This window comes from Zhongshania marina, assembly GCF_002915595.1.
Taxonomy (GTDB): domain Bacteria; phylum Pseudomonadota; class Gammaproteobacteria; order Pseudomonadales; family Spongiibacteraceae; genus Spongiibacter; species Spongiibacter marinus_B.
The window spans coordinates 139,705-159,656 of record NZ_PQGG01000019.1; the positions used below are offsets into that span (position 1 = coordinate 139,705).

Genomic DNA, 19,952 nt, shown 5'->3' on the forward strand with positions numbered 1-19,952 from the left:
TATAATGGCCGACAGTTCTCACCACAGTCCCTACTCTCTAGACCCCGCCAACATCGTTTGGGGCGAAGACGGCAGCCCACGAGCCGATAGTTACGGAGACATCTACTTCAGCCAAGAAAGCGGAATTGACGAAAGCCGCCATGTATTTTTATTGCATAATCAACTAGCTGAACGCTGGCAAACACTAGACCCTAACACCGCAGGACGGTTCACCATCGTTGAAACCGGATTCGGCACCGGTTTAAATTTTTTACTTGCGTGGCAACTTTGGCAAACCTTAGCACCGGCAAATTGGCGGCTACACTATATATCCGTCGAAAAACATCCATTGCGTCCGCATGACTTACAAAGAGCGCACTCTTTGTGGCCAGAGTTAAACACCTTGGCGTCTATACTACAGCACAATTATCCACCGCTGTTATCTGGACAGCACCGCAGAATGTTGAATAGTGCACAAGTTTGCCTAGATTTACTATTCGGCGATGCGCTTGACTGCCTGCCGGCGCTGTTAGACTCCCCAAACCGCACAGATACACGCACCCAAAGTCCGTCGAAAGGCAGCGTTGCGGCGGTAGACGCGTGGTTCTTAGACGGATTCGCCCCCGCGAGCAATCCTGCAATGTGGCACGACACATTATTTAGCTGCATGGGGTCACTTAGTAAAGTCGGGGCAAGCTTTGCCACCTTTACCTCTGCAGGTTTTGTTAAGCGCGGCCTACGTGCACAGGGCTTTCATGTTGAAAAAGTTGCAGGCTACGGCCGTAAAAGAGAAATGCTGCGGGGCACATTCACAGGCAGTGCCGAAATTAACGCTCCTTTTCCCCAACGTGTTGCGGTGCCTTGGCACCGCCCCAGTGCGCAAACGCCAGTCAAACACGCTCTAGTTATTGGCGCGGGACTAGCTGGATGCAGCACGGCGGCGGCCTTGGCCAAACGCGGCATAGAGGTCACGGTGATCGATCGAAATGAACCGGCTAGCGGTGCCTCTGGTAACCCCCAGGGGGTCTTATATACCAAGCTCTCGCCCACCCCCGGTGAATTGAATTTATTTACCCTGCATAGCTTTTTATTTTCGCTAGCCTATTACCGCGAACGTCTAAACAAGGGCAGTATTCAGGGCGATCTATGCGGGGTGCTGCAACTGGCAAATTCTAAAAAAGACGCTGCTCAATTTGATCAGTTACAAGAACTCTTCAAAGATCAGGATTGGCTGCAATTTAAACAGGGAAGCGAACTTCAAGACATAAGCGGCATCCCAATAAGCGGGCGCGGCTATTACTACCCGCAGGCAGGTTGGCTTTCTCCGCCTAGCGTTTGCGCTGCGGATTTAGCCCACCCCAATATTCGTCTTATTTCACACCGTGAGGCTATTTCGCTTGTAGATGACACATCGCAATGGCACATAAAAGACAACAGCGGAAATACCGTCGCCAGTGGCGATGCGATTATCATAGCCAATAGCAACGACGCCAAGCAGTTCCCTCAAACCAGACATCTGCCGCTCAAACCCATTCGCGGCCAACTCAGCTATATAGAAGCGTCTGCCCTAAAATGTGAGCCCAAATGCGTGATTTGCCACGACGGCTATTTAGCCCCAGCAGTTAACGGCAGTCTTTGCATAGGCGCGAGTTTTAATTTGCACGATGTCAGCGTCGACTTACAGGACCGTGACCACGAGTGGAATTTAGCGCAACTAGATGCGCTATCGCCCGAACTACTAAACCCGCCCGTCACTGTTCGCGGGGGCCGCGCTTCGCTGCGCTGTAGCAGTGCAGACTACCTGCCACTCGTTGGCGCCGCCCCCATCGTAGAAGACTTCGCCAAGCTCTATGCCCCGCTTGGCAAAGATGCTCGACGCCGCATTAGCATCCCAGCGAGCAACTACCGCAATATTTACATAAATGTTGGCCACGGATCACGGGGGCTTACCTCGACACCGCTAAGCGCCGAATTAATAACAAGCTATATCTGTCATGAAATTCGTCCACTTCCCCGTCATATCTGTGAAAGCCTATCCCCCGCGCGCTTCCTTATTCGTAAGCTCGTTAGAAATCAGCCCTTAGAATAATCTCGCACCTTAGGCGCGCAAGCGATTTTATGGCAGACTCCTATATCACCGCCCAGACAAGATGACCGCAATGACGGAAACCGTGTTGAACGCGCTTAGCACAGACTCATTTCGCGCAACAAAGCGTGTGGCGCGACGGCTATTTGCTCTCGCCATACTCGCTATACCAAATATTGCCTGTGCTGATGATGCGAGCTATCAATTGCTGAATACCTATCCCCATGAACCTGCTTTATTCACTCAGGGATTAGAGCTTTATCAAGGTAAGCTCTATGAGAGCAGCGGCCTTTACGGCCACTCTAAAATTATCGCTCGCAAATTCCCTCCTTCAGCAACAGACAGTATTACCGGCACCGCCTTACCCGCTAATATATTTGCTGAAGGTATCAGCCAATACCGCGGCAAACTCTATATGCTGACATGGCGGGCGGGACGAGGGCTGATTATCGACCCTCAACATTTCAAATTGCTGGGGGTCTTTCCATACCAAGGTCAGGGGTGGGGGCTATGCGCCAGTATTGTCGAAGGACGGGCCGACCACTTTGTAATGAGTAATGGCAGCGATCAATTACAACGCCTAGCCGCAGACACCATGAAATTGCTCAGTACCGTCACCGTGAAAGAAGACGGGAAAGCCATAGATAATTTGAACGAGTTGGAGTGCCTTGGCGACTACGTCGTCGCAAATCAATGGCATACCAACAACTTGCTTATTATTGACGGGCGAAGTGGTGAGGTATTAAAAAAACTCGATTTAAGCGCATTGGCAAGCGCTGCGAACAAACCCACCCCGCTCGTACCTGAAGCAGTTTTAAACGGCGTCGCCTACGATGCCAGCAATGATAGCTGGTTGGTCACCGGAAAATTGTGGCCAACGATCTTCCGAATCAAATTCACATTACCTGCACTGCCGGTGCAACCATCGACCTAGCCATAGTAGTAATGCAATTGCAGCTCACAGGCCCTAGAATACCAGCAGAAGCCTAAACGCTGACCGCCCCGCGAATGGAGCGAGCAGCTAGGACGCGATTTAGCGAACGCTGCCAATGTGCACAATAAAATCGTACAAAGGTTTATAAACGTATTATTTCTTCGCCAACCATATGGATTACGCATGACTCAAGCCGACATCGCCGCGCAAAACATTGCCAACCCCACTGCATTTCCCAGCTTTGAATTACTTAGCAACGAAGACGTACCCGCTCTCGGGGTGAGCATCGCGGAATACCGTCACAGCAAAACCGGCGCCAGCCACTACCATATTGCGAGCGATAATCCAGAGAATGTTTTTTTAGTCGCGCTGAGGACGGTGCCCAAAGACTCGACCGGTGTCGCCCACATTCTAGAACACACCGCACTGTGCGGCAGCGAAAAATACCCCGTTCGCGACCCGTTTTTTATGATGATTCGGCGCTCTTTAAATAGTTTTATGAACGCATTTACCAGTTCAGACTGGACCGCCTACCCTTTCGCCAGTAGCAATCGCAAAGATTTTGAAAACCTGCTGCAAGTCTATTTAGATGCAGTATTTTTCTCACGCCTGCACCCGCTGGACTTTGCGCAAGAGGGACATCGCCTAGAATTTAAAAATCCCAAAGATCCCAATTCAGAATTGGAATTTAAAGGTGTTGTATTTAATGAAATGAAAGGCGCCATGAGTTCGGTGCCAAGCCAACTCTGGCAAACCCTGTGCAAATACTTATTCCCGAGCACAACCTACCATTACAATAGCGGTGGCGACCCTGAAGCGATTCCCGACCTAAGCTACGAACAATTACAGTCGTTCTATCAAAGCCATTACCACCCAAGTAATGCTATTTTCATGACCTTTGGCGATATACCCGCCGCAGAGCATCAAGCGCGTTTTGAAGACTTAGCCTTAAATCGCTTTGAGGCGCTAAACACCCATATCGCCGTTGGCGACGAAAAGCGCTACCACGCACCTCTGCGGGTACAAGAAAGCTACCCGCTGCCACCCTCTGAAGACACTGCCGACAAAACCCACGTTGTTGTAGCCTGGCTAATGGGCAAAAGCACTGAACTCGAAACCCAATTAGAAGCACAACTCCTCGCTGGCGTGCTTCTCGACAATAGCGCCAGCCCGCTCTTGCACGCACTGGAAACAAGCTCACTGGGCAGCGCACCGTCGCCCATGTGCGGGCTTGAAGATTCCATGCGTGAAATGGTTTTTGCCTGCGGCGTAGAGGGCAGCAATGTCAGCAGTGCCGATGAGGTTGAAAAGCTCATACTCGACACCCTCAAAAACGTGGTCGAAAATGGCATTCCAAAAGAAGACGTCGATGCGGTATTGCATCAGCTCGAACTGCGCCAACGTGAGATTGGCGGTGACGGCTACCCTTACGGTCTGCAATTAATTTTGACGGCGCTTGGCAGTGCCACCCATCGTGGCAAACCAATTGAGCTACTGAATTTAGACCCTGCGCTGCAGGCAATCAGAGCAAAAACAGCCAGCCCAGACTACATTAAACAGCTTGCTCAAAACCTGCTGGACAATCCACACCGTGTCACTTTGGTCATGAGTCCAGACCAGCAAATTCAAGCCCGCGCCGAGCAAGCCGAAAAAGACCGTTTAAATGCGCTTAAAATCACACTTAGTGATGAACAAAAACAACAGATTATAGAACAGGCTGCGGCCTTGGCGGAGCGCCAAACTATGGAGGAAGATGAATCTATTCTTCCCAAAGTCACACTCCAAGATGTCCCATTGGACACCCCTGCCCTGCAGTTTGACACTGCCCAGTTTGGCAATCTGCCCTACACCCAATATGGCCGTGGCACCAATGGCTTGGTATATCAGCAACTTCTGATTAGTCTTCCTGAACTCACGGAGCACGAGCTGTCTCTGCTTTCAATTTACACCTTGGTTGCCACCGAACTAGGCCTTGGCGAACAGAGCTATCTGCAAGTACAAGCCCGCCAAGCTCAGGTTTGCGGCGGTATTAGCGCCTATACCACCATGCGTGGCGGTATCAACGACGAACAAGAAACCCAAGCCTATTTGGTGCTGTCATCCAAGGCGCTGCTAAGAAACGCAAAAGAGCAAGCCAAGTTGATGCGAGACACCTTCGAACAACTACGCTTTGACGAGTTCGAGCGCCTAAAGGAGCTTATCGCCCAATTGAAGGGCCGCAGAGAGTCCGCAATCACCGGCAATGGTCACGGCCTCGCCATGAGCGCTGCCAGTGCGGGCATGAGCCCAATCGCCAAGGTGAACGAGGACCTAGGCGGCTTGAGTGGGATTAGAATGCTCAAGCAACTCTCTACGCGTATCGAGAACAAAGAATCACTCGCTGGTCTTGCCGGTGAGCTGGCAGCAATCCATCAAAAAATGCTGGCGAGCAGCAAAGAATTGCTCATTATTGCTGAAGACGACCAATTACAAAGTTTATGCAGCGACCTTGCGCCAATTTGGCAGGATTTTAATAGCGATCCCCTCAGCAGGTTTGGGCTGCCCAAGCTACGCGAGGTAAATAAGGAGTTTTGGCTAGCCAACTCGCAAGTTAATTTTTGCGCAAAAGCCTATCCAACCGTTCCCTCCGGCCACCCAGACGCACCGGTACTCACGGTATTAGCAGTCTATTTACGCAATGGTTATTTACACCGTGCCATCCGCGAACAAGGCGGCGCCTACGGCGGCGGCGCATCCCAAGACTCAAACATCGCGGCGTTCCGCTTCTACTCTTACCGCGATCCGCGTTTACAAGAAACACTTGAGGATTTCGACAAATCCATCGCGTGGATGCTCAATACTGCGGTGTCTGCCCAGGGTTTAGAGGAGGCAATTTTAGGTGTTGTCGGCAGTATCGATAAACCGGGCTCCCCAGCGGGCGAAGCCAAGCAGGACTATCACAGCAATATATTTGGTCGCACAATCGCAGAGCGCCGCCTCTTCCGTCAGCGTGTACTGGCAGTCTCAGCGGAAGATTTAGTTCGCGTCTGTGAACGCTACTTTAGTAATACCGAAGCGAGTATTGCCATTGTCAGTAATGAAACCAAGGCCGAGGCGCTAAGTGGGTGGATTGCGCAACAGGGTCTTTCAATACAGCGCTTATAAACTTTATTGCAAGCAATAAAAAAGGGTAGCCCATATTTGAGCTACCCTTTTTTGTTAATAGATATTCCTTATTTGCCGTTCATAATCGCCGCGGCTTCAAGGGCTTCTGCACGCATTTTGTTATAAGCCTGCTTTTGCCCCTTATCCAAAAGCGCGTAGAAACCCCGCTGAGTATTCAACAACGCCGCGGTATGCTCTGAGGACAAACGTCCCGCCTCCCGGCTTAAACGCTTCACATCGGCATCGCCGAGCCGCGCTAGATTCACGCGTCGGATGCTTTCTTGCGCAGCAATAAGACCATCACGAATTACCGCCGCTTCTTTAGCGTAATTTTCCAACAATGCCTTTATTTTCAATTGCTGGTCATTTGTTAACTTCAGTTGCTCTGTTAAGGTCTCTAAGCGCGCACCACCAAAAGCGGCATCTTGCGCATAGACAGGCGCGCTAGCAAAACCGGCCAATGCCGCCGTCAACAAAACAATAGAACTAAATTTCTTCATAACTTCCCCACAAACAGTTGTACTGAGACGAGGCCTCTGTTTAAGGTCGCAAACGACACCAAACCGAGGCGAAAAACTGTACAAAAACGCAGTTTACAGTAGTAAATGCGCATTTTAAGCAAATTTTTAACGCTTGTTGGCAAATGCAGCAATGCTGCCTAAGCCTCGAACCATAGTAATCGGAAAAAGTGACTGATGGACAGGGTAGAAAATACCTATAAAAATAACGGAAGCGATCTTAAATCAATAATAGAGTCGGCTTCATTGCTGTCCCATAAATCAGACATAAAAAAGGCTTGAACCTCAACAAGTTGCTACAATGGATGTGCGACCAAACACTGTAAAAACAGGGAGATCCAAGCCTTGGCACATCATAACACGGTATTTTCTCAATTGCTGAAACTGGTATCGAGACATGAATTTGAAACCCTCGCTAAACAGCACCACGAGGGGCAAAAACTGCGCAAAATGTCGCGCTGGTCTCAGTTCGTTGCGCTGAGCCTGGCACAACTTTCTGGCCGATCCAGCTTGCGCGATATCGTCAGTAACCTGTCTGCTCAAGCAGCCCGGCTTTACCACCTCGGCGCCGGCAATGTGACGAGAAGCACCCTTTCCCGCGTCAACGAAAGTCAGCCCTATACGCTTTACGAAGCGCTGTTTCATAAGCTGCTTTCCCGCTGCCACGGCGTCGCACCAAAGCATGGATTTCGTTTCGGGAATAAGCTGTATTCCCTCGACTCCACCACTATTGACCTTTGCCTTTCCGTGTTTCCCTGGGCAAAATTCCGCCGCGCCAAAGGGGCGGTAAAAGTGCATGTGGGCCTCGATCATGATGGACTGCTTCCCAGCTTCGTCAGTATTACCGATGGTAAAAAGCACGATGTCACTATCGGTCGCGTTCTTGAATTCCCTGCGGATAGCATTGTGGTCATGGATCGCGCCTACACTGATTATTCATGGTTTAACGCCCTGAATGATAAAGGAATTTTCTTTGTCATCCGGCAAAAACGTAATGCCACGTACCGTATTGTTGAACGCCGCGATGCCATCAAATCCAAAGGCCTGACCTGCGATCAGACAATTCTCATCACCGGCGCCAATGCAAAGTCTTGCCCTGGTCCTTTGCGCCGGATCGGCTTCCGTGACCCTGAAACCGGCAAGCACTATGTGTTTCTGACCAATAATTTCCATCTTGCCGCCAAGACGATTGCCGATATCTATAAGTCCCGCTGGCAAATCGAATTGTTCTTCAAATGCATCAAGCAAAACCTGAAAATCAAATCCTTTGTTGGCACATCCAAAAACGCGGTCATGACCCAGATTTGGATCGCCATGTGTGCCTATCTGCTGCTGGCCTGGATTAAGTTCAGCAGCCAAATTGATCGCAGCCTGCAGCAAATGATTCGCCTTCTTCAGCTCAATTTATTTGAGCGCAGAGAGTTGCTGCCTTTGCTGAGAGGCGATCCGCCAGAGCAGATGAACAACGTCAATCATCCGCAGCTCTGCTTGCTATGAATATTTGTGGGACAGCAATGAGTCGGCTTTTAACATCACCTCAAAACAAATCTTTAATCTGATCGAAGGTAAAGCCCTTGTATTGCATAAAACGCATACATTTCGCGCGCGCTTTTTGATCGCTTAAATCTACTCCGCTGAACTTCTTGTCAAATACCTGTCTAGCCGCCTCTCCCCAATCAACGCCCTGCTCAGAAAACACCTCAGCAACTAATGCCTCATCAATCCCGCGCTGCCGTAATTCAGCTCGAATATAGTTAGGGCCATACCCGGCATTCACCCTTAAACGAAAAAAAGAATCCGCAAAGCGGGCATCAGATTGCAAGCCATCTTTTGTAAGCCCATCTAGCACTTGCTCAATTTCTGCACTATCAGGAAAGCGCTCAAACAATTTTTGCTTCAATTCTTTGTGTGAGTACTCCCGCCTTGCAAGAAAATCCATCGCTTTTAAGCGAATATTTTTTATCGGGCTTTCAGCCAAAACGTGCTCCAAATCACAAAAAAGTCCAATTTCCGCACAAAACCTACGTTTTCCCTTAAGCCAGCTTCGGCAACTACTTATTTCTTTCAATGTGTGTAAAGACCAAAGTAAGCACCAAGGCCGAGAGGGAAACCTGCGATGTTCGACCTACTACTTTAATCACGGAGAATGAATCATGTTAAACAAAATTATGAGCAAACTAAACAACTTCAAAAATGACGAGAGCGGCGCTAGCGCAATTGAGTATGCGGTTATGGCGGCTGTTCTGGTTGTTGTAATACTTGCAGCTATCTACATATTAGGCACGGGCACCACTGACGGAAGCGGGACTGCCGGTCTTAAAGGCTCGTTCGATAACATTACCGATAAAATTGATGCAATAAACCCCGCGGCAGAATAATTCTTAAGTATGGTATCAATTACGACCATTATTCTATTAATGTTAATTGGGAACCTTGACTGGCAGCAACGTCGAATACCCAATAAATTAGTATTAATACTCGCAGGATGGGCGGCATTTAGTGCCGCCTTTTACTCAGATATATCCATTCAATATATCATGATAAATATCGGCATTGGACTAGCGCTTACCCTACCCGGCTATCTAAAAGGGATCGTAGGCGGCGGCGATGTAAAATTAATGCTGGCAATCGCCCCGCTGTGGCCACCTTCACAATTACTGTGGGTATTTTCAATAGGCGTATTTGGCCTGCTGCTATTAATGCTATTCATCAACCTACTTTCAGAAACATTATTAACAAACACTCTCAGTGATAACAGAGTTAATTTAACTAGCTGCACACTTAAACGTGGCGTACCGCTAGGAAGCGCAATAGCAATAGGCGCTCTATTTATGAGCATATACACGTATATACTTAGTTAGCATATAAGGCACAATCAGCAAGAATAAACGGTCAATTTATTTGCGCACTATGCATGGAGCAAAAACGATGCCAAACACAACATTTTTTCGCTCAAATTCGCAGCGGCAAAAAGGCGTCGTCGCGATTGAATTTGTCATCATATTTCCCGTGTTATTTACTATATGCTACGCGGTAATCGCTTATGCACTCGCCTTTCTCGTAATCCAAAACATGACTTATGCAAGTGAAGAAATACTTCGTAAGGCCATCGGTTCCGAATATGCCGCTTGCACCGACATTGAGGAAGAAAAATTAAAATATGACTGTGAAATAAGTCAAACATATGCGGAGTTCGCAGCAGACCTTCTTCTCATATCCCCCTCTTCATACTACTCAAAGGACAATACTTTTTGCGACGCAGATCTCATATGCACTCTTGAAATACGGGCCACCCCGCTAACAGCCGTTTCAATTTTTGGATTTAAGCTGCTTGACCTAAGTAATAACACGGAGAGTAAATTGGTTGGCAGAGCAAGCCTGCTCTTTTAGCATAGGCCAGATAAAACCTTAAATCGCACCAACATACAAAATTATTTACGCAAATATACATGCATTTTCATATACACAAGACATCAGGCTATAACCGGAATCAGCTAAAGCTATTAACCATAAAAATCTGTGATACCTCTCACATTTTCACCCCGCAAAAGCACCTTTCTAATCTTCCTCACCATACATAAGCACACAACTCTTAACCCCTATACGTAACACCCACAATAGCAGCACTACGACACAGTGCATAAGATCAACTCAAAGACAGCGGTAATAAATAAACCAGCAGTTTATTGACCTTTAGGGATACGACTATGCAAGCAAGGACATTAAAAATTATCGCGGCACTGCTAATCATTAGCGCCGTATTCATGGGGATAATTGGCTACAAAATTAGCCAAGAAGACTCATCAAAAAGTCGCTCCGTTTCTCAAGCTCAAGCCAGCACAGCAGAGCAAAGCGATTTTGCCTATGCCCAAAAGCTATATATTGCCAACCGAGGCATGAATAAGGGCGAGATTATCCGTACCGAAGACGTACAACTTATCCCCTACCCATTAATGGTTGATGGCAGCTTCACACAGGCGAGTGACATCATCAATAAAAAGCTTGAGTCTAAAGTGGCTGCTGGCGCCATATTGCGAGAAAGCGACTTTGAAAAGCAAAGCACATTAGCACCCCACATCACCCCTGGTTATCGGGCATTGGCCATCAAAGTGAATGAGACCTCGAGCGCCGGTGGCTTTTTACAAGCGGGTGACCGCGTAGATGTCATCTTCTCTACTAGAGCATCTAAAGCAACCTACAACAAAAGTATGTCACGCCGCCTACTTAAAAATGTTCGCTTGATAGCATTTGGTACCGATGTAGAAAGCAAGGACAAAAACATCGTCGTGACGGACAAGAAAGGTAAATCCACCTCTAAAAGCGAAAAAGGATCCGGAAAAAGCAGCCGCTCTGCCGTTCTTGAGATTGCGCTAGAGGATATCCCTTTACTTAGCTTAGCTGAAGAAAGTGGCGAGCTCCGCTTAGTCGCCTTGGGCGAAGCAGACATAGAGTCATATCTGGCAACAACCACAACAAATAACTCAGACCCAGCCAAAAACAAGCATATTAACGACGCGGATCGCACTGCATTTATTCGCGACGTTACCGGCTTAAAACCACCACCAGCACCAAAATCTGTTTATGTATACAGCGGTGACTCGGTCGAAACTATCACGGTACGTAACTAATGAACGCGAGCAAACTACCAAGCCAACAAGGAGTATCCACAATGAAAAAAGGATTCATATTCAGCTTGCTGATTGCACTCGCTACGGTGGCTCAGGCAAGTCCATATAAAACTCTGCGGATGACAACCGGTGAGCAACAGGCGCTAACAACACAGCACAGTGTAAAACGCTCTGCCATGGGTAATCCTGCTATCGCAAGCCTAAAAGTGCTGAATTCTAAGCAGTTTTTAATCACGGCCAAACAAGTTGGCTCAACACAGCTATTGCTCTGGCAAGGTAGCGGCGATCCAACCACCTTTAAAATTGACGTTGTGCCAGATATTGCCAACTCAAGCACCGCTGGTGTGGCGATAGACGCTAGCGGTAATAATATTGTGCTTCAAGGACGAACCCAGTCACTAGCTCAACATGATCAACTGATCAGCGAAGCCGGTGAAAAAGTCATCGACAACACTGTTCAACAAGGCGCAATTCAAGTTCAAACTGACATCAGAATTGTCGAATATAGTCGTTCGCAATTAAAACAAATCGGTACAGCACTAGCGCGTACTGGTGGCGACACAGCATTTGCGGTTGGTGCAGCGGGTTTACTGCCAAACATATCAGGCATAATTGGCGGTATAGACTCACTAATGGGGGGGCTTGTTACATCGAGCAATACCTCATCCATCCTGATCGGCCACGCGGGCTCTAACTTCAACGCCGCAGTTAATGCACTCCAACAGAATGGCTATGCCTATACCTTGGCAGAACCATCGCTAGTGAGTTTATCTGGCCAGACGGCCAGCTTTTTAGCCGGTGGTGAGTTCCCCTACCCAGTGTCAAGTAACGATGGCCAAGTCCAAATAGAATTTAAAGAGTTTGGGGTTCGCCTTCGCCTTACACCCACCGTGCTAAGCGAAAACAGCATTATGTTAAAAGTCGCACCAGAAGTGAGCGATTTAGATTTTAGTAGCGGCGTACAGTCTGGCGGCGTATCAGTACCTGCTCTACGCGTGCGGCGCACCGACACCGCGATTCAACTTGCACCTGGCGAAAGCTTCATTATCAGCGGCTTGGTTACTCGCAACACCTATAACAACGCCGATAAAATCCCAGGTCTCGGCGACATCCCAATTCTAGGTGCACTATTCCGCTCCACTCGCTTTGAGCAGGACGACAAAGAATTGGTGATGATTGTCACGCCACATTTGGTAAAACCCATTGCCAAAAACACAGAGCTACGTGAATTACCTGGAGACATATACAAGGATTACACCCCCTCATTTACGAGCATGTTATTCGGCAACCCCCAGAAAGGTAGCAAGCCAGCTGTCTCTAAAAAATCGTCAGCCGGCGTCGGCTTCTCTAACTGATTATTAGGTATTCGTCATGAAACTCATGGAACGTAAAGCACCCAGTAAGCAAGTTGCACCTACTGACGACTATGAAAAACTAAAATCGGACATGCATAAATTTGTTATCGACAGAATTGAAGATGACAAAATTATCTATGACGACAATCAAAGAAAACTAGAAGAAGCCATTTCGGCGTATATCCGCCAGTATTGCCGGATATACGAGGCAACAATTGACCGCGAAACGTTCAATTCCTTAGAAAAACACTTGCTGAATGAAATAGTCGGCTTCGGGCCCCTACAGGGATTGCTAGAGGATCCTACCATCAACGACATTTTAATTAATGGGCCGCATAGTATTTATATCGAGCGCGCAGGTGTCCTTGAAAAAGCGAATATACGATTTCTCGATAATCGTCATGTTCTGCGAGTTATTCGGCGTATGATTTCACCACTGGGACGCCGCATAGACGAGTCTAGCCCTATCGTTGACGGTCGCCTTGAAGACGGCAGCCGTATCAACGCAATAGTGCCACCTCTAGCACTGGATGGCCCCTGCCTATCTATTCGTAAATTCCGGAAAGATCCACTTACCGCACAAGAGCTATTAGCAACAGGCTCTATCAGCGAAGAGGTATTGGAATACTTAACCAATGCCGTCGCTAACCGCACCAATATTCTGATAAGTGGAGCGACGGGCTCAGGTAAGACCACGCTGCTGAATATATTAAGTCAGTTCATCCCGAATACCGAACGAATTGTCACCATAGAAGATGCCGCCGAACTTCAGCTTAGAAACGGCCACGTTGTACGTTTAGAAACCCGCCCAGAAAACAATGAAGGCGTCGGTGAAGTTAGCGCCAGAGAATTAGTAAAAAATGCACTGCGTATGCGACCCGACAGAATTATCGTAGGTGAAAGCCGCGGCGGTGAAATACTCGACGTCTTGCAAGCAATGAACACTGGGCACAACGGCTCAATGAGTACCGTTCACGCCAACTCAGCACGAGACGCAATCACCCGCCTAGAAATGATGGTGGGAATTTCTGGGTTTAAAGGCACTGGCGATTTAATTCTAAAAATGATCGGAAGTGCATTGGACTTAATCGTACACATCGGTCGTAAATCCGATGGCCGTCGCTGCGTTTTACAAATCTCGGAGCTACACGTCATCAATAACGAATTAACGCTCAAAGATATTTTTGCTTACGACGATGCAAGCAGAAAAGTCCTCCGTGTTGATGGCGCAAAAAATACCGCCCGCTCCGCAGATATGGCGCACATATAAGTAAAGGAGGCATCACTATGTTATGGATTGCACTTGCGTTGCTCTTAATCGGTTTAGCCTTCGTTGTGTTGATGATCATCAGCGGAGAATCTGAGGAAACAACACCCGAGAATGAAATAATACCCGAAGCCGGAGCAAAACTACCCGCAGCCCTAGAGAATTATCTGGGCAGCAATGGCGTAGAGCTTCCCCCCGCTATTGTCTACGCTGCAATTGCAACTCTAATTACAGGTATTGCATTAAGCCTACTACTTTTGCCGCTTAACATAGGCGTACTTAGCACGGCTGGGCTTATATTTATTGCCTACTCGCTGGTAAAGATTATTGGCTCACAGCGCCGCGCCAAGATGTTGAATCAACTCCCCTCATTCGTAAATCAAGTAACTCGTCGACTATCTGCTGGTGTTTCCGTAGAAAATGCCTTTGCTGACTCAGTCGAGACATTGGAGCGCCCCCTAGGAACAGTAATGAGACGGGTTGTACGTCGAGTTCATTATGGCTACGACCTCCATCAAGCCTTTGAACGTGAAGCTAGGGTAAATCAACTGAACGAATTCGATGTACTGGCCACGGCTCTACGTATAAACGAACAATACGGCGGCAGCATTCGATCTATTCTCGATGACATCGTCGATATCTTAAGAATGCAGGACTCAGGCAAGCGCGAGCTCAGCGCAATGACCGGCGAAACCAGAGTTACCGCCGCCATACTAGCTGCTTTACCGCCAGCTATTGCAGCCTACACTTTTTATAGCAACCCCAACTTTCTTACAGATATGTGGAATAGTGTTGGCGGACAACAAGCACTTGTTCTTGCGGTAACAATGCAGTTTCTTGGTGTTGTCGTACTGTGGCGCATGATCAAATCGATTGGAGCCTAAGGAGAATTAACATGGAAGCACATCATCTCTATTATATAATGGGTGCAATTATATTATGTACTGCACCGGTACTGCTCTTGGCTATTGCTCACGTCGAAACAGCTTCTTCGGGAAAATCGCAAGAGTTTGAATTTAACTCGAAGGATATGTGGCGACAATTACGAGAAGAAAACACCCATATCGCCTCTCTATCACAATTATTACGCCGTGCTGGGCTATTCAACTCAGAACAACAAGTCAATGCAACGACAATTACATTCATTGCTATTGTAACTATCACTATATGCCTTGGTATATATACATATTTCAATGGCACCCCACCAATGACCATACTATTCGCAGTAACATTGGGTTTAATCCTACTAGTCTATTTAGCTTATTTTTTCCTTAAGCAGATTGCAGCTAATAGACAAGAAAAACTCAATCAGGAAACGCTGATATTAGTTCAAACAACAAGGATGCTATGGCGCGTGGGCTTATCACTTCCCAAAACATTGGCGATTATTTGTGACCAATTACGCAATCTTGCACCCACCTGCTCGCAGGAACTACAGCTCGCCGTAAATAAAATTGAATCCGGCCAAAGCCAGGAAGAAGCGCTTTACGAATTAATTGGCTGCACCAATGCGGAAGGGTTTAAAGAATACCTAATCGTAGTCCGCCAACAAGCCATTACCGGTGGCAGTATAGACAAGGCTCTAGATGAACTTTACAAACTATTGCAAAACCGCCGCAGGTTGGATTTGGCGGAGCAAGTCAACAAAATGTCGGGAAAAATGTCGTTGGTAATGATGGTGTTTTTGTTTCCAGCACTACTAATCGTAGTTGCGGGTCCAGCCCTTATGTCTGTTACTAGTGCACTAGGGAATTTAGGTAACTAAGGAAGGAGCATTTCAAATGAATAAAGTCACCGCGGCCGTATGCAGCTTGGCCTTCATTATTCTCAGTGGCTGCTCTAGCATGCCAAGCAGCAAACAAATTGCAGCAAATAATTGCAATCAAGCAATGAGTAAGGAAGAAAGTGTCACTCTTGACCTAATAGAACAGCAAGTCACTGAAAAACAATATTACTCAGCACTCGCGTATCTCGAAAAGGCGCCAGACAGCTCTCCCCGCGTACTGAGACTGCGCGCCGAAGCGCAGCGCAATACTGGCTTGTTAACAGAGGCATACGCCAGCTACCGCAATTTAAGCCTAAGCTGCATGGCTGCTTACGGCCACGCTGGAATGGCGAAAATTCTAGCAACCCGTGGCGACATACCACAAGCGCATCAGCAAATGCTTAAAGCGCGTCGCCTAGCGCCAAGCAATGCTGACATTCGTAATGATTACGGCTTTATATTACTGGCACACAAAGAATTTAAAGCTGCCCAACGGGAATTTATGACCGCCCTGCAACTACAACCAGGCCACCCAGTCGCTATTCGCAATATGGTCATGAGCTTAATACTAGATGGGGACGGCCGAACTGCACTTCGCATGGCCAAAAATAACGGAATTCCCTCTTCAGAATTTAGAGAACTACTCAGTCAAGCCAACAGTTTTAAACAACCTACCATTGCCGGCAACAACATCGTGAAAAGAGGAACCGCATTATGAAAAAACTAACTATTGCCTTCGCTTTTAGCGTATCCGCACTTTCTATCTCCGCATTTGCTGAGCCGGAAATTATTTATACGCCAAATTCAACGCCAAAAACGACAACGCAAAAACTGCTCGACCAACAACGCTCAGGCCAATATGCGAGTGAGCATGAGCAACATCTCAGCGGCAAAGTCAGTACCGAAGTATATAACCGCTACGTTAAAAGCTTCTCCCACGCGATTCCTGAACGTTTTAGCGAAGATAGTTTCACTGTAGAGTAAAACAACTATGCAAAAACAGCGACCAAAATACGCTCGCCCTCATCATGCGCAACGAGGCGTCGCAACAATCTTTTCCATAATAATGATAATACTTGTACTGTTGCCCTGTCTCGCGATAACTACAGATACAGGGCGGATCTATTTTGAAAAAAGGTCGCTGCAGAAAAATGCTGATTTAGCAGCATTGGAGACAGCGTTGCTTTATTGTCGCGGAGTAATCGATGAAGATGCCCTCGGCGATCTAGGCGTAGATACAATCGACACACTCAAAAGCGATCGCGGAAATTTCAATGGCAATCTTGATGACCTAACAGCCACTGTAAGCAACTCAGGTTATTCCGTCACCGTTATTCTTGATTATAAAATTAATACATCCCTTTTTGGAAGAATATTAAAACCTGAAGATGACAAAATCGAATTAAGTGCATCCGCTACAGCTAAGGCTTGTGAACCTACCGCGCTAATATCCATACGTTCAAGTATTGCAACAGTAGACGAAGGGATAATTAATTCGGTACTTGGTGGTTTACTCGGTACAACTTTAAATTTAACTGTTGGTGACTGGCAAAGCCTGTTAGATACCAATATAAATCTACTAAGTTATTTTGATGCCCTTGCCTCAGAAATAGGTGTAACAGCTGGCGCCTATGACACGCTTCTCACTACAGATGTAAGTCTATCTGAGATACTCGATGTAAGTGCTGATGTTCTACAGGCTGATGGAGCCAGCAATGCAACTGTTAGTGCATTGCAATCACTGTTATCAGATATCCCGCTTGGTATACCGAATATTCAGCTCGGTGAAATATTGGCTATACAAACTGATGCCACCGAGACATCTGTCGATGTTGATTTAGGTGTTATGCAGTTGATCGAAGGTAGCATTCAGCTGGCAAATCGTGAAAGCGGTATAGTTGCTGACGTTGGCATCCCACTTGGGATTATAGATGCAACGGTACGTGCAAAAATCACCGAACCAGCACAAACAGGGATTGGCAATCCGAACTTAGCGGAAATGAATCCTTACGGCAGTAACGGTATATTTGCCCAAACATCGCAGGTAAGAACATTTATTTCTTTAGATTTACCCATTGTTGGCTCTGTATTGAACAGCCTTGACGCGCTGCTGTCTGCACCCCTGATTTCTGAAGTTAGTAATATTGTAAACAGCTTGTTATCCCTCGATCTAGTTGGCTTGGTTGGTGATATTTTATGTCTTGTGAGTTGCGTCGAGGAAAAGGACCAAATAGATATTAAAATATTAGAATCACCTAGAGTCGATATTGCAATTAATGCAGGTTCAGGAATCGCCCGAGTTAAAAACGCAGATTGTGACATTGATGGCACCAAAACACTTGATGCTGAGGTTTCTACCTCAACGGTATCTGTAGCATTAGGACAGTTCGGCAGTGATACTGAAGATGCTTCGAACAATGTCTTTTCTTCAGATGAACTTGTAGTAGAGCCCATCCCAATCATTGATATCGGCACTATCCACGTTAGAAAAACTTGTGCTTTACTATTTTGCAGTTACAGCTACAGACTGGGAGCAGGATGGACATCGGATAAAAGCTTAGCAGATCGTGACGATTTTGCTGGAGGTGGCATTGGCCTAAAGCTAGATACAACTATCCTCGGAGATGGCCCTGAAAACTTACCTTCATTCGAGAATAATCCTGACGATACTTACTTACCTGACGTGAAAGAAGATATTGAAAATTCATATCAAGCATTTTCTGCCGACGACCCTGTAGCCAGTTTGTCGAGCACGCTCACTGGAATAGAGCTTGAATTCTATGAACCAACTAACGGCAACCTATTAGGTGGCGTACTCAATCTAGTCGGTAACGTAGCCAACAGCCTAGTCTCTAGCTTGGATGCAATAATTACAACGGCGCTTTCGCCTATTCTAGACCCAGTGGTTAACTCCTTGCTGGATACACTTGGTGTCAATTTAGCCAATGCCGAAGTAGGCGCAGCGCTTACATGCGAGAATGACAAGGTGAGATTAACCAATTAAAAGTACACATGAACTCCATCATCCGTAAAATAGATCTACAATAAAGGACAATGACGTCATAACAATCAGGTGGTGGACAAGTGACTTTTGATGATTATTTAACCCTACTGGCCAAAAACGATGGCTCAGATCTCTTTTTAAGCACTGGCGCCCCACCCTGCGCCAAGTTTCACGGCAAGCTTAAGCCTTTACAAAAAGAGCCGTTTCTACCCGGCGACATTAAAGCTATTGCCTACGCCATTATGGATAGCGACCAGGTTGAAGAGTTCGAGCAAGAATTAGAAATGAACTTGGCCTACCATATCCCACGGGTTGGTCGTTTCCGTGTCAATATTTTTAAGCAGCGCAATGAAATTTCTATTGTTGCGCGGAATATTGTCACTGAAATACCAAATGCCGATTCACTCGGTCTACCGCCGATATTGAAAGACGTGATTATGACTAAGCGTGGCTTGGTCCTGTTTGTCGGCGCGACGGGCTCGGGTAAATCTACCTCTCTGGCCGCATTAATAGACCACCGCAATACCAATAGCAGTGGCCATATTATTACGATTGAAGATCCCATCGAGTTTTTGCACCGACACAAACGCAGCATTATTAATCAGCGTGAGATCGGCATGGATACTCGGAGCTTCCATCAGGCACTAAAAAACACCCTCAGGCAGGCACCAGATGTCATTCTTATCGGTGAGATTAGAGATCGTGAAACGATGGAACATGCGATCGCGTTTGCTGAAACTGGCCACCTTTGCATTTCAACATTACACGCCAATAATGCAAACCAAGCCCTAGATCGCATCATCAACTTCTTCCCCGAAGAACGACGCAATCAACTGCTGTTGGACTTATCCCTCAATTTAAAATGTTTTGTGTCGCAACGCCTTATTCCCACCACGGATGGCAAACGCGCAGCAGCTATAGAAATTCTTTTAGGCACACCCAGCGTCGCCCAGGCAATTCACAAGGGAGAGATAGAAACCATTAAGGAGATTATGGCGAAGTCAGAAAATATGGGGATGCAAACTTTCGACTCTGCCCTATTCAAACTCTATGAAAGCGGCAGGATTTCCTTCGAAGATGCCTTAAAAAATGCTGACTCTGCAAACAACCTGCGCCTGCAAATAAAACTACGCAGCAGCCGTGGCATTCCTGAGGGCAATGTTGAAGAAATTGAGAAAGAAGAGAAACGAAGCTCATTTTCACTGAGCATCGAAAATGACGACGACGGTGAGGTACTTTAAATCTTCAGCTCAGGAAACAAACTTAAAACAA

General features: G+C 47.0%; 18 protein-coding genes. 16 read left to right on the forward strand and 2 right to left on the reverse strand.

The window, feature by feature from the left end; translation table 11 throughout:
- Positions 1 to 4: 4 nt before the first annotated feature.
- From mnmC to C0068_RS08500, 3 genes are all read left to right on the forward strand, one after another.
- Positions 5 to 2,068 carry a bifunctional tRNA (5-methylaminomethyl-2-thiouridine)(34)-methyltransferase MnmC2/FAD-dependent 5-carboxymethylaminomethyl-2-thiouridine(34) oxidoreductase MnmC1 gene (gene mnmC / locus C0068_RS08490; protein WP_103684061.1) on the forward strand — a complete coding sequence of 688 codons (2,064 nt, stop codon included), beginning with the start codon at positions 5 to 7 and terminating at the stop codon, positions 2,066 to 2,068.
- 70 nt (positions 2,069 to 2,138) lie between these two features.
- Positions 2,139 to 2,999 (forward strand): glutaminyl-peptide cyclotransferase, encoded by an 861-nt coding sequence (locus tag C0068_RS08495; RefSeq protein WP_158249949.1) that lies wholly within the window; start codon positions 2,139 to 2,141, stop codon positions 2,997 to 2,999.
- A 183-nt stretch (positions 3,000 to 3,182) separates the two neighbouring features.
- Positions 3,183 to 6,143 carry an insulinase family protein gene (locus tag C0068_RS08500; protein WP_199176139.1) on the forward strand — a complete coding sequence of 987 codons (2,961 nt, stop codon included), beginning with the start codon at positions 3,183 to 3,185 and terminating at the stop codon, positions 6,141 to 6,143.
- Between the two features lie 68 nt (positions 6,144 to 6,211).
- Here C0068_RS08500 and C0068_RS08505 read toward each other — a convergent pair whose 3' ends face one another.
- Positions 6,212 to 6,643, reverse strand: a complete 432-nt coding sequence (locus tag C0068_RS08505; protein ID WP_103684063.1) for a Spy/CpxP family protein refolding chaperone — start codon at positions 6,641 to 6,643, stop codon at positions 6,212 to 6,214.
- 363 nt (positions 6,644 to 7,006) lie between these two features.
- On the opposite strand from C0068_RS08505, the gene C0068_RS08510 reads away from it, so the two are divergent.
- Complete coding sequence (locus C0068_RS08510; RefSeq protein ID WP_103684064.1) at positions 7,007 to 8,158, forward strand: IS4 family transposase; 1,152 nt, start codon at positions 7,007 to 7,009, stop codon at positions 8,156 to 8,158.
- A gap of 40 nt (positions 8,159 to 8,198) precedes the next feature.
- On the opposite strand, the gene C0068_RS08515 is transcribed toward C0068_RS08510, so the two are convergent.
- On the reverse strand, positions 8,199 to 8,639 hold the full coding sequence (locus C0068_RS08515; protein ID WP_103684065.1) for a regulatory protein RecX: 441 nt from the start codon (positions 8,637 to 8,639) through the stop codon (positions 8,199 to 8,201).
- A 175-nt stretch (positions 8,640 to 8,814) separates the two neighbouring features.
- On the opposite strand from C0068_RS08515, the gene C0068_RS08520 reads away from it, so the two are divergent.
- The 12 genes from C0068_RS08520 (at position 8,815) to C0068_RS08575 (ending at position 19,921) form a co-directional block, all read left to right on the forward strand.
- Positions 8,815 to 9,039 carry a Flp family type IVb pilin gene (locus tag C0068_RS08520; protein ID WP_233208776.1) on the forward strand — a complete coding sequence of 75 codons (225 nt, stop codon included), beginning with the start codon at positions 8,815 to 8,817 and terminating at the stop codon, positions 9,037 to 9,039.
- Positions 9,040 to 9,048: 9 nt separating this feature from the next.
- Positions 9,049 to 9,522 (forward strand): prepilin peptidase, encoded by a 474-nt coding sequence (locus tag C0068_RS08525; RefSeq protein WP_103684066.1) that lies wholly within the window; start codon positions 9,049 to 9,051, stop codon positions 9,520 to 9,522.
- A gap of 67 nt (positions 9,523 to 9,589) precedes the next feature.
- Positions 9,590 to 10,051: a TadE/TadG family type IV pilus assembly protein gene (locus C0068_RS08530; protein WP_158249950.1), complete on the forward strand. Its 462-nt coding sequence runs from the start codon at positions 9,590 to 9,592 to the stop codon at positions 10,049 to 10,051.
- A 317-nt stretch (positions 10,052 to 10,368) separates the two neighbouring features.
- Positions 10,369 to 11,289: a Flp pilus assembly protein CpaB gene (cpaB, locus tag C0068_RS08535; protein ID WP_103684068.1), complete on the forward strand. Its 921-nt coding sequence runs from the start codon at positions 10,369 to 10,371 to the stop codon at positions 11,287 to 11,289.
- A gap of 41 nt (positions 11,290 to 11,330) precedes the next feature.
- Complete coding sequence (locus C0068_RS08540; RefSeq protein ID WP_158249951.1) at positions 11,331 to 12,644, forward strand: type II and III secretion system protein family protein; 1,314 nt, start codon at positions 11,331 to 11,333, stop codon at positions 12,642 to 12,644.
- Positions 12,645 to 12,660: 16 nt separating this feature from the next.
- Positions 12,661 to 13,914: a TadA family conjugal transfer-associated ATPase gene (locus C0068_RS08545; protein WP_103684070.1), complete on the forward strand. Its 1,254-nt coding sequence runs from the start codon at positions 12,661 to 12,663 to the stop codon at positions 13,912 to 13,914.
- A 17-nt stretch (positions 13,915 to 13,931) separates the two neighbouring features.
- Complete coding sequence (locus C0068_RS08550; RefSeq protein ID WP_103684071.1) at positions 13,932 to 14,795, forward strand: type II secretion system F family protein; 864 nt, start codon at positions 13,932 to 13,934, stop codon at positions 14,793 to 14,795.
- Between the two features lie 11 nt (positions 14,796 to 14,806).
- Entirely contained in the window at positions 14,807 to 15,676 is an 870-nt protein-coding gene (locus C0068_RS08555) for a type II secretion system F family protein (protein ID WP_103684072.1), read from the forward strand.
- Between the two features lie 16 nt (positions 15,677 to 15,692).
- Positions 15,693 to 16,394 (forward strand): tetratricopeptide repeat protein, encoded by a 702-nt coding sequence (locus tag C0068_RS08560; RefSeq protein WP_103684073.1) that lies wholly within the window; start codon positions 15,693 to 15,695, stop codon positions 16,392 to 16,394.
- Positions 16,391 to 16,660: a DUF3613 domain-containing protein gene (locus C0068_RS08565; protein ID WP_103684074.1), complete on the forward strand. Its 270-nt coding sequence runs from the start codon at positions 16,391 to 16,393 to the stop codon at positions 16,658 to 16,660. The genes C0068_RS08560 and C0068_RS08565 overlap by 4 nt, the downstream gene beginning before the upstream one ends.
- A gap of 7 nt (positions 16,661 to 16,667) precedes the next feature.
- On the forward strand, positions 16,668 to 18,680 hold the full coding sequence (locus tag C0068_RS08570; protein ID WP_103684075.1) for a pilus assembly protein TadG-related protein: 2,013 nt from the start codon (positions 16,668 to 16,670) through the stop codon (positions 18,678 to 18,680).
- Positions 18,681 to 18,760: 80 nt separating this feature from the next.
- Complete coding sequence (locus tag C0068_RS08575; protein WP_103684076.1) at positions 18,761 to 19,921, forward strand: PilT/PilU family type 4a pilus ATPase; 1,161 nt, start codon at positions 18,761 to 18,763, stop codon at positions 19,919 to 19,921.
- Positions 19,922 to 19,952 lie beyond the last annotated feature (31 nt).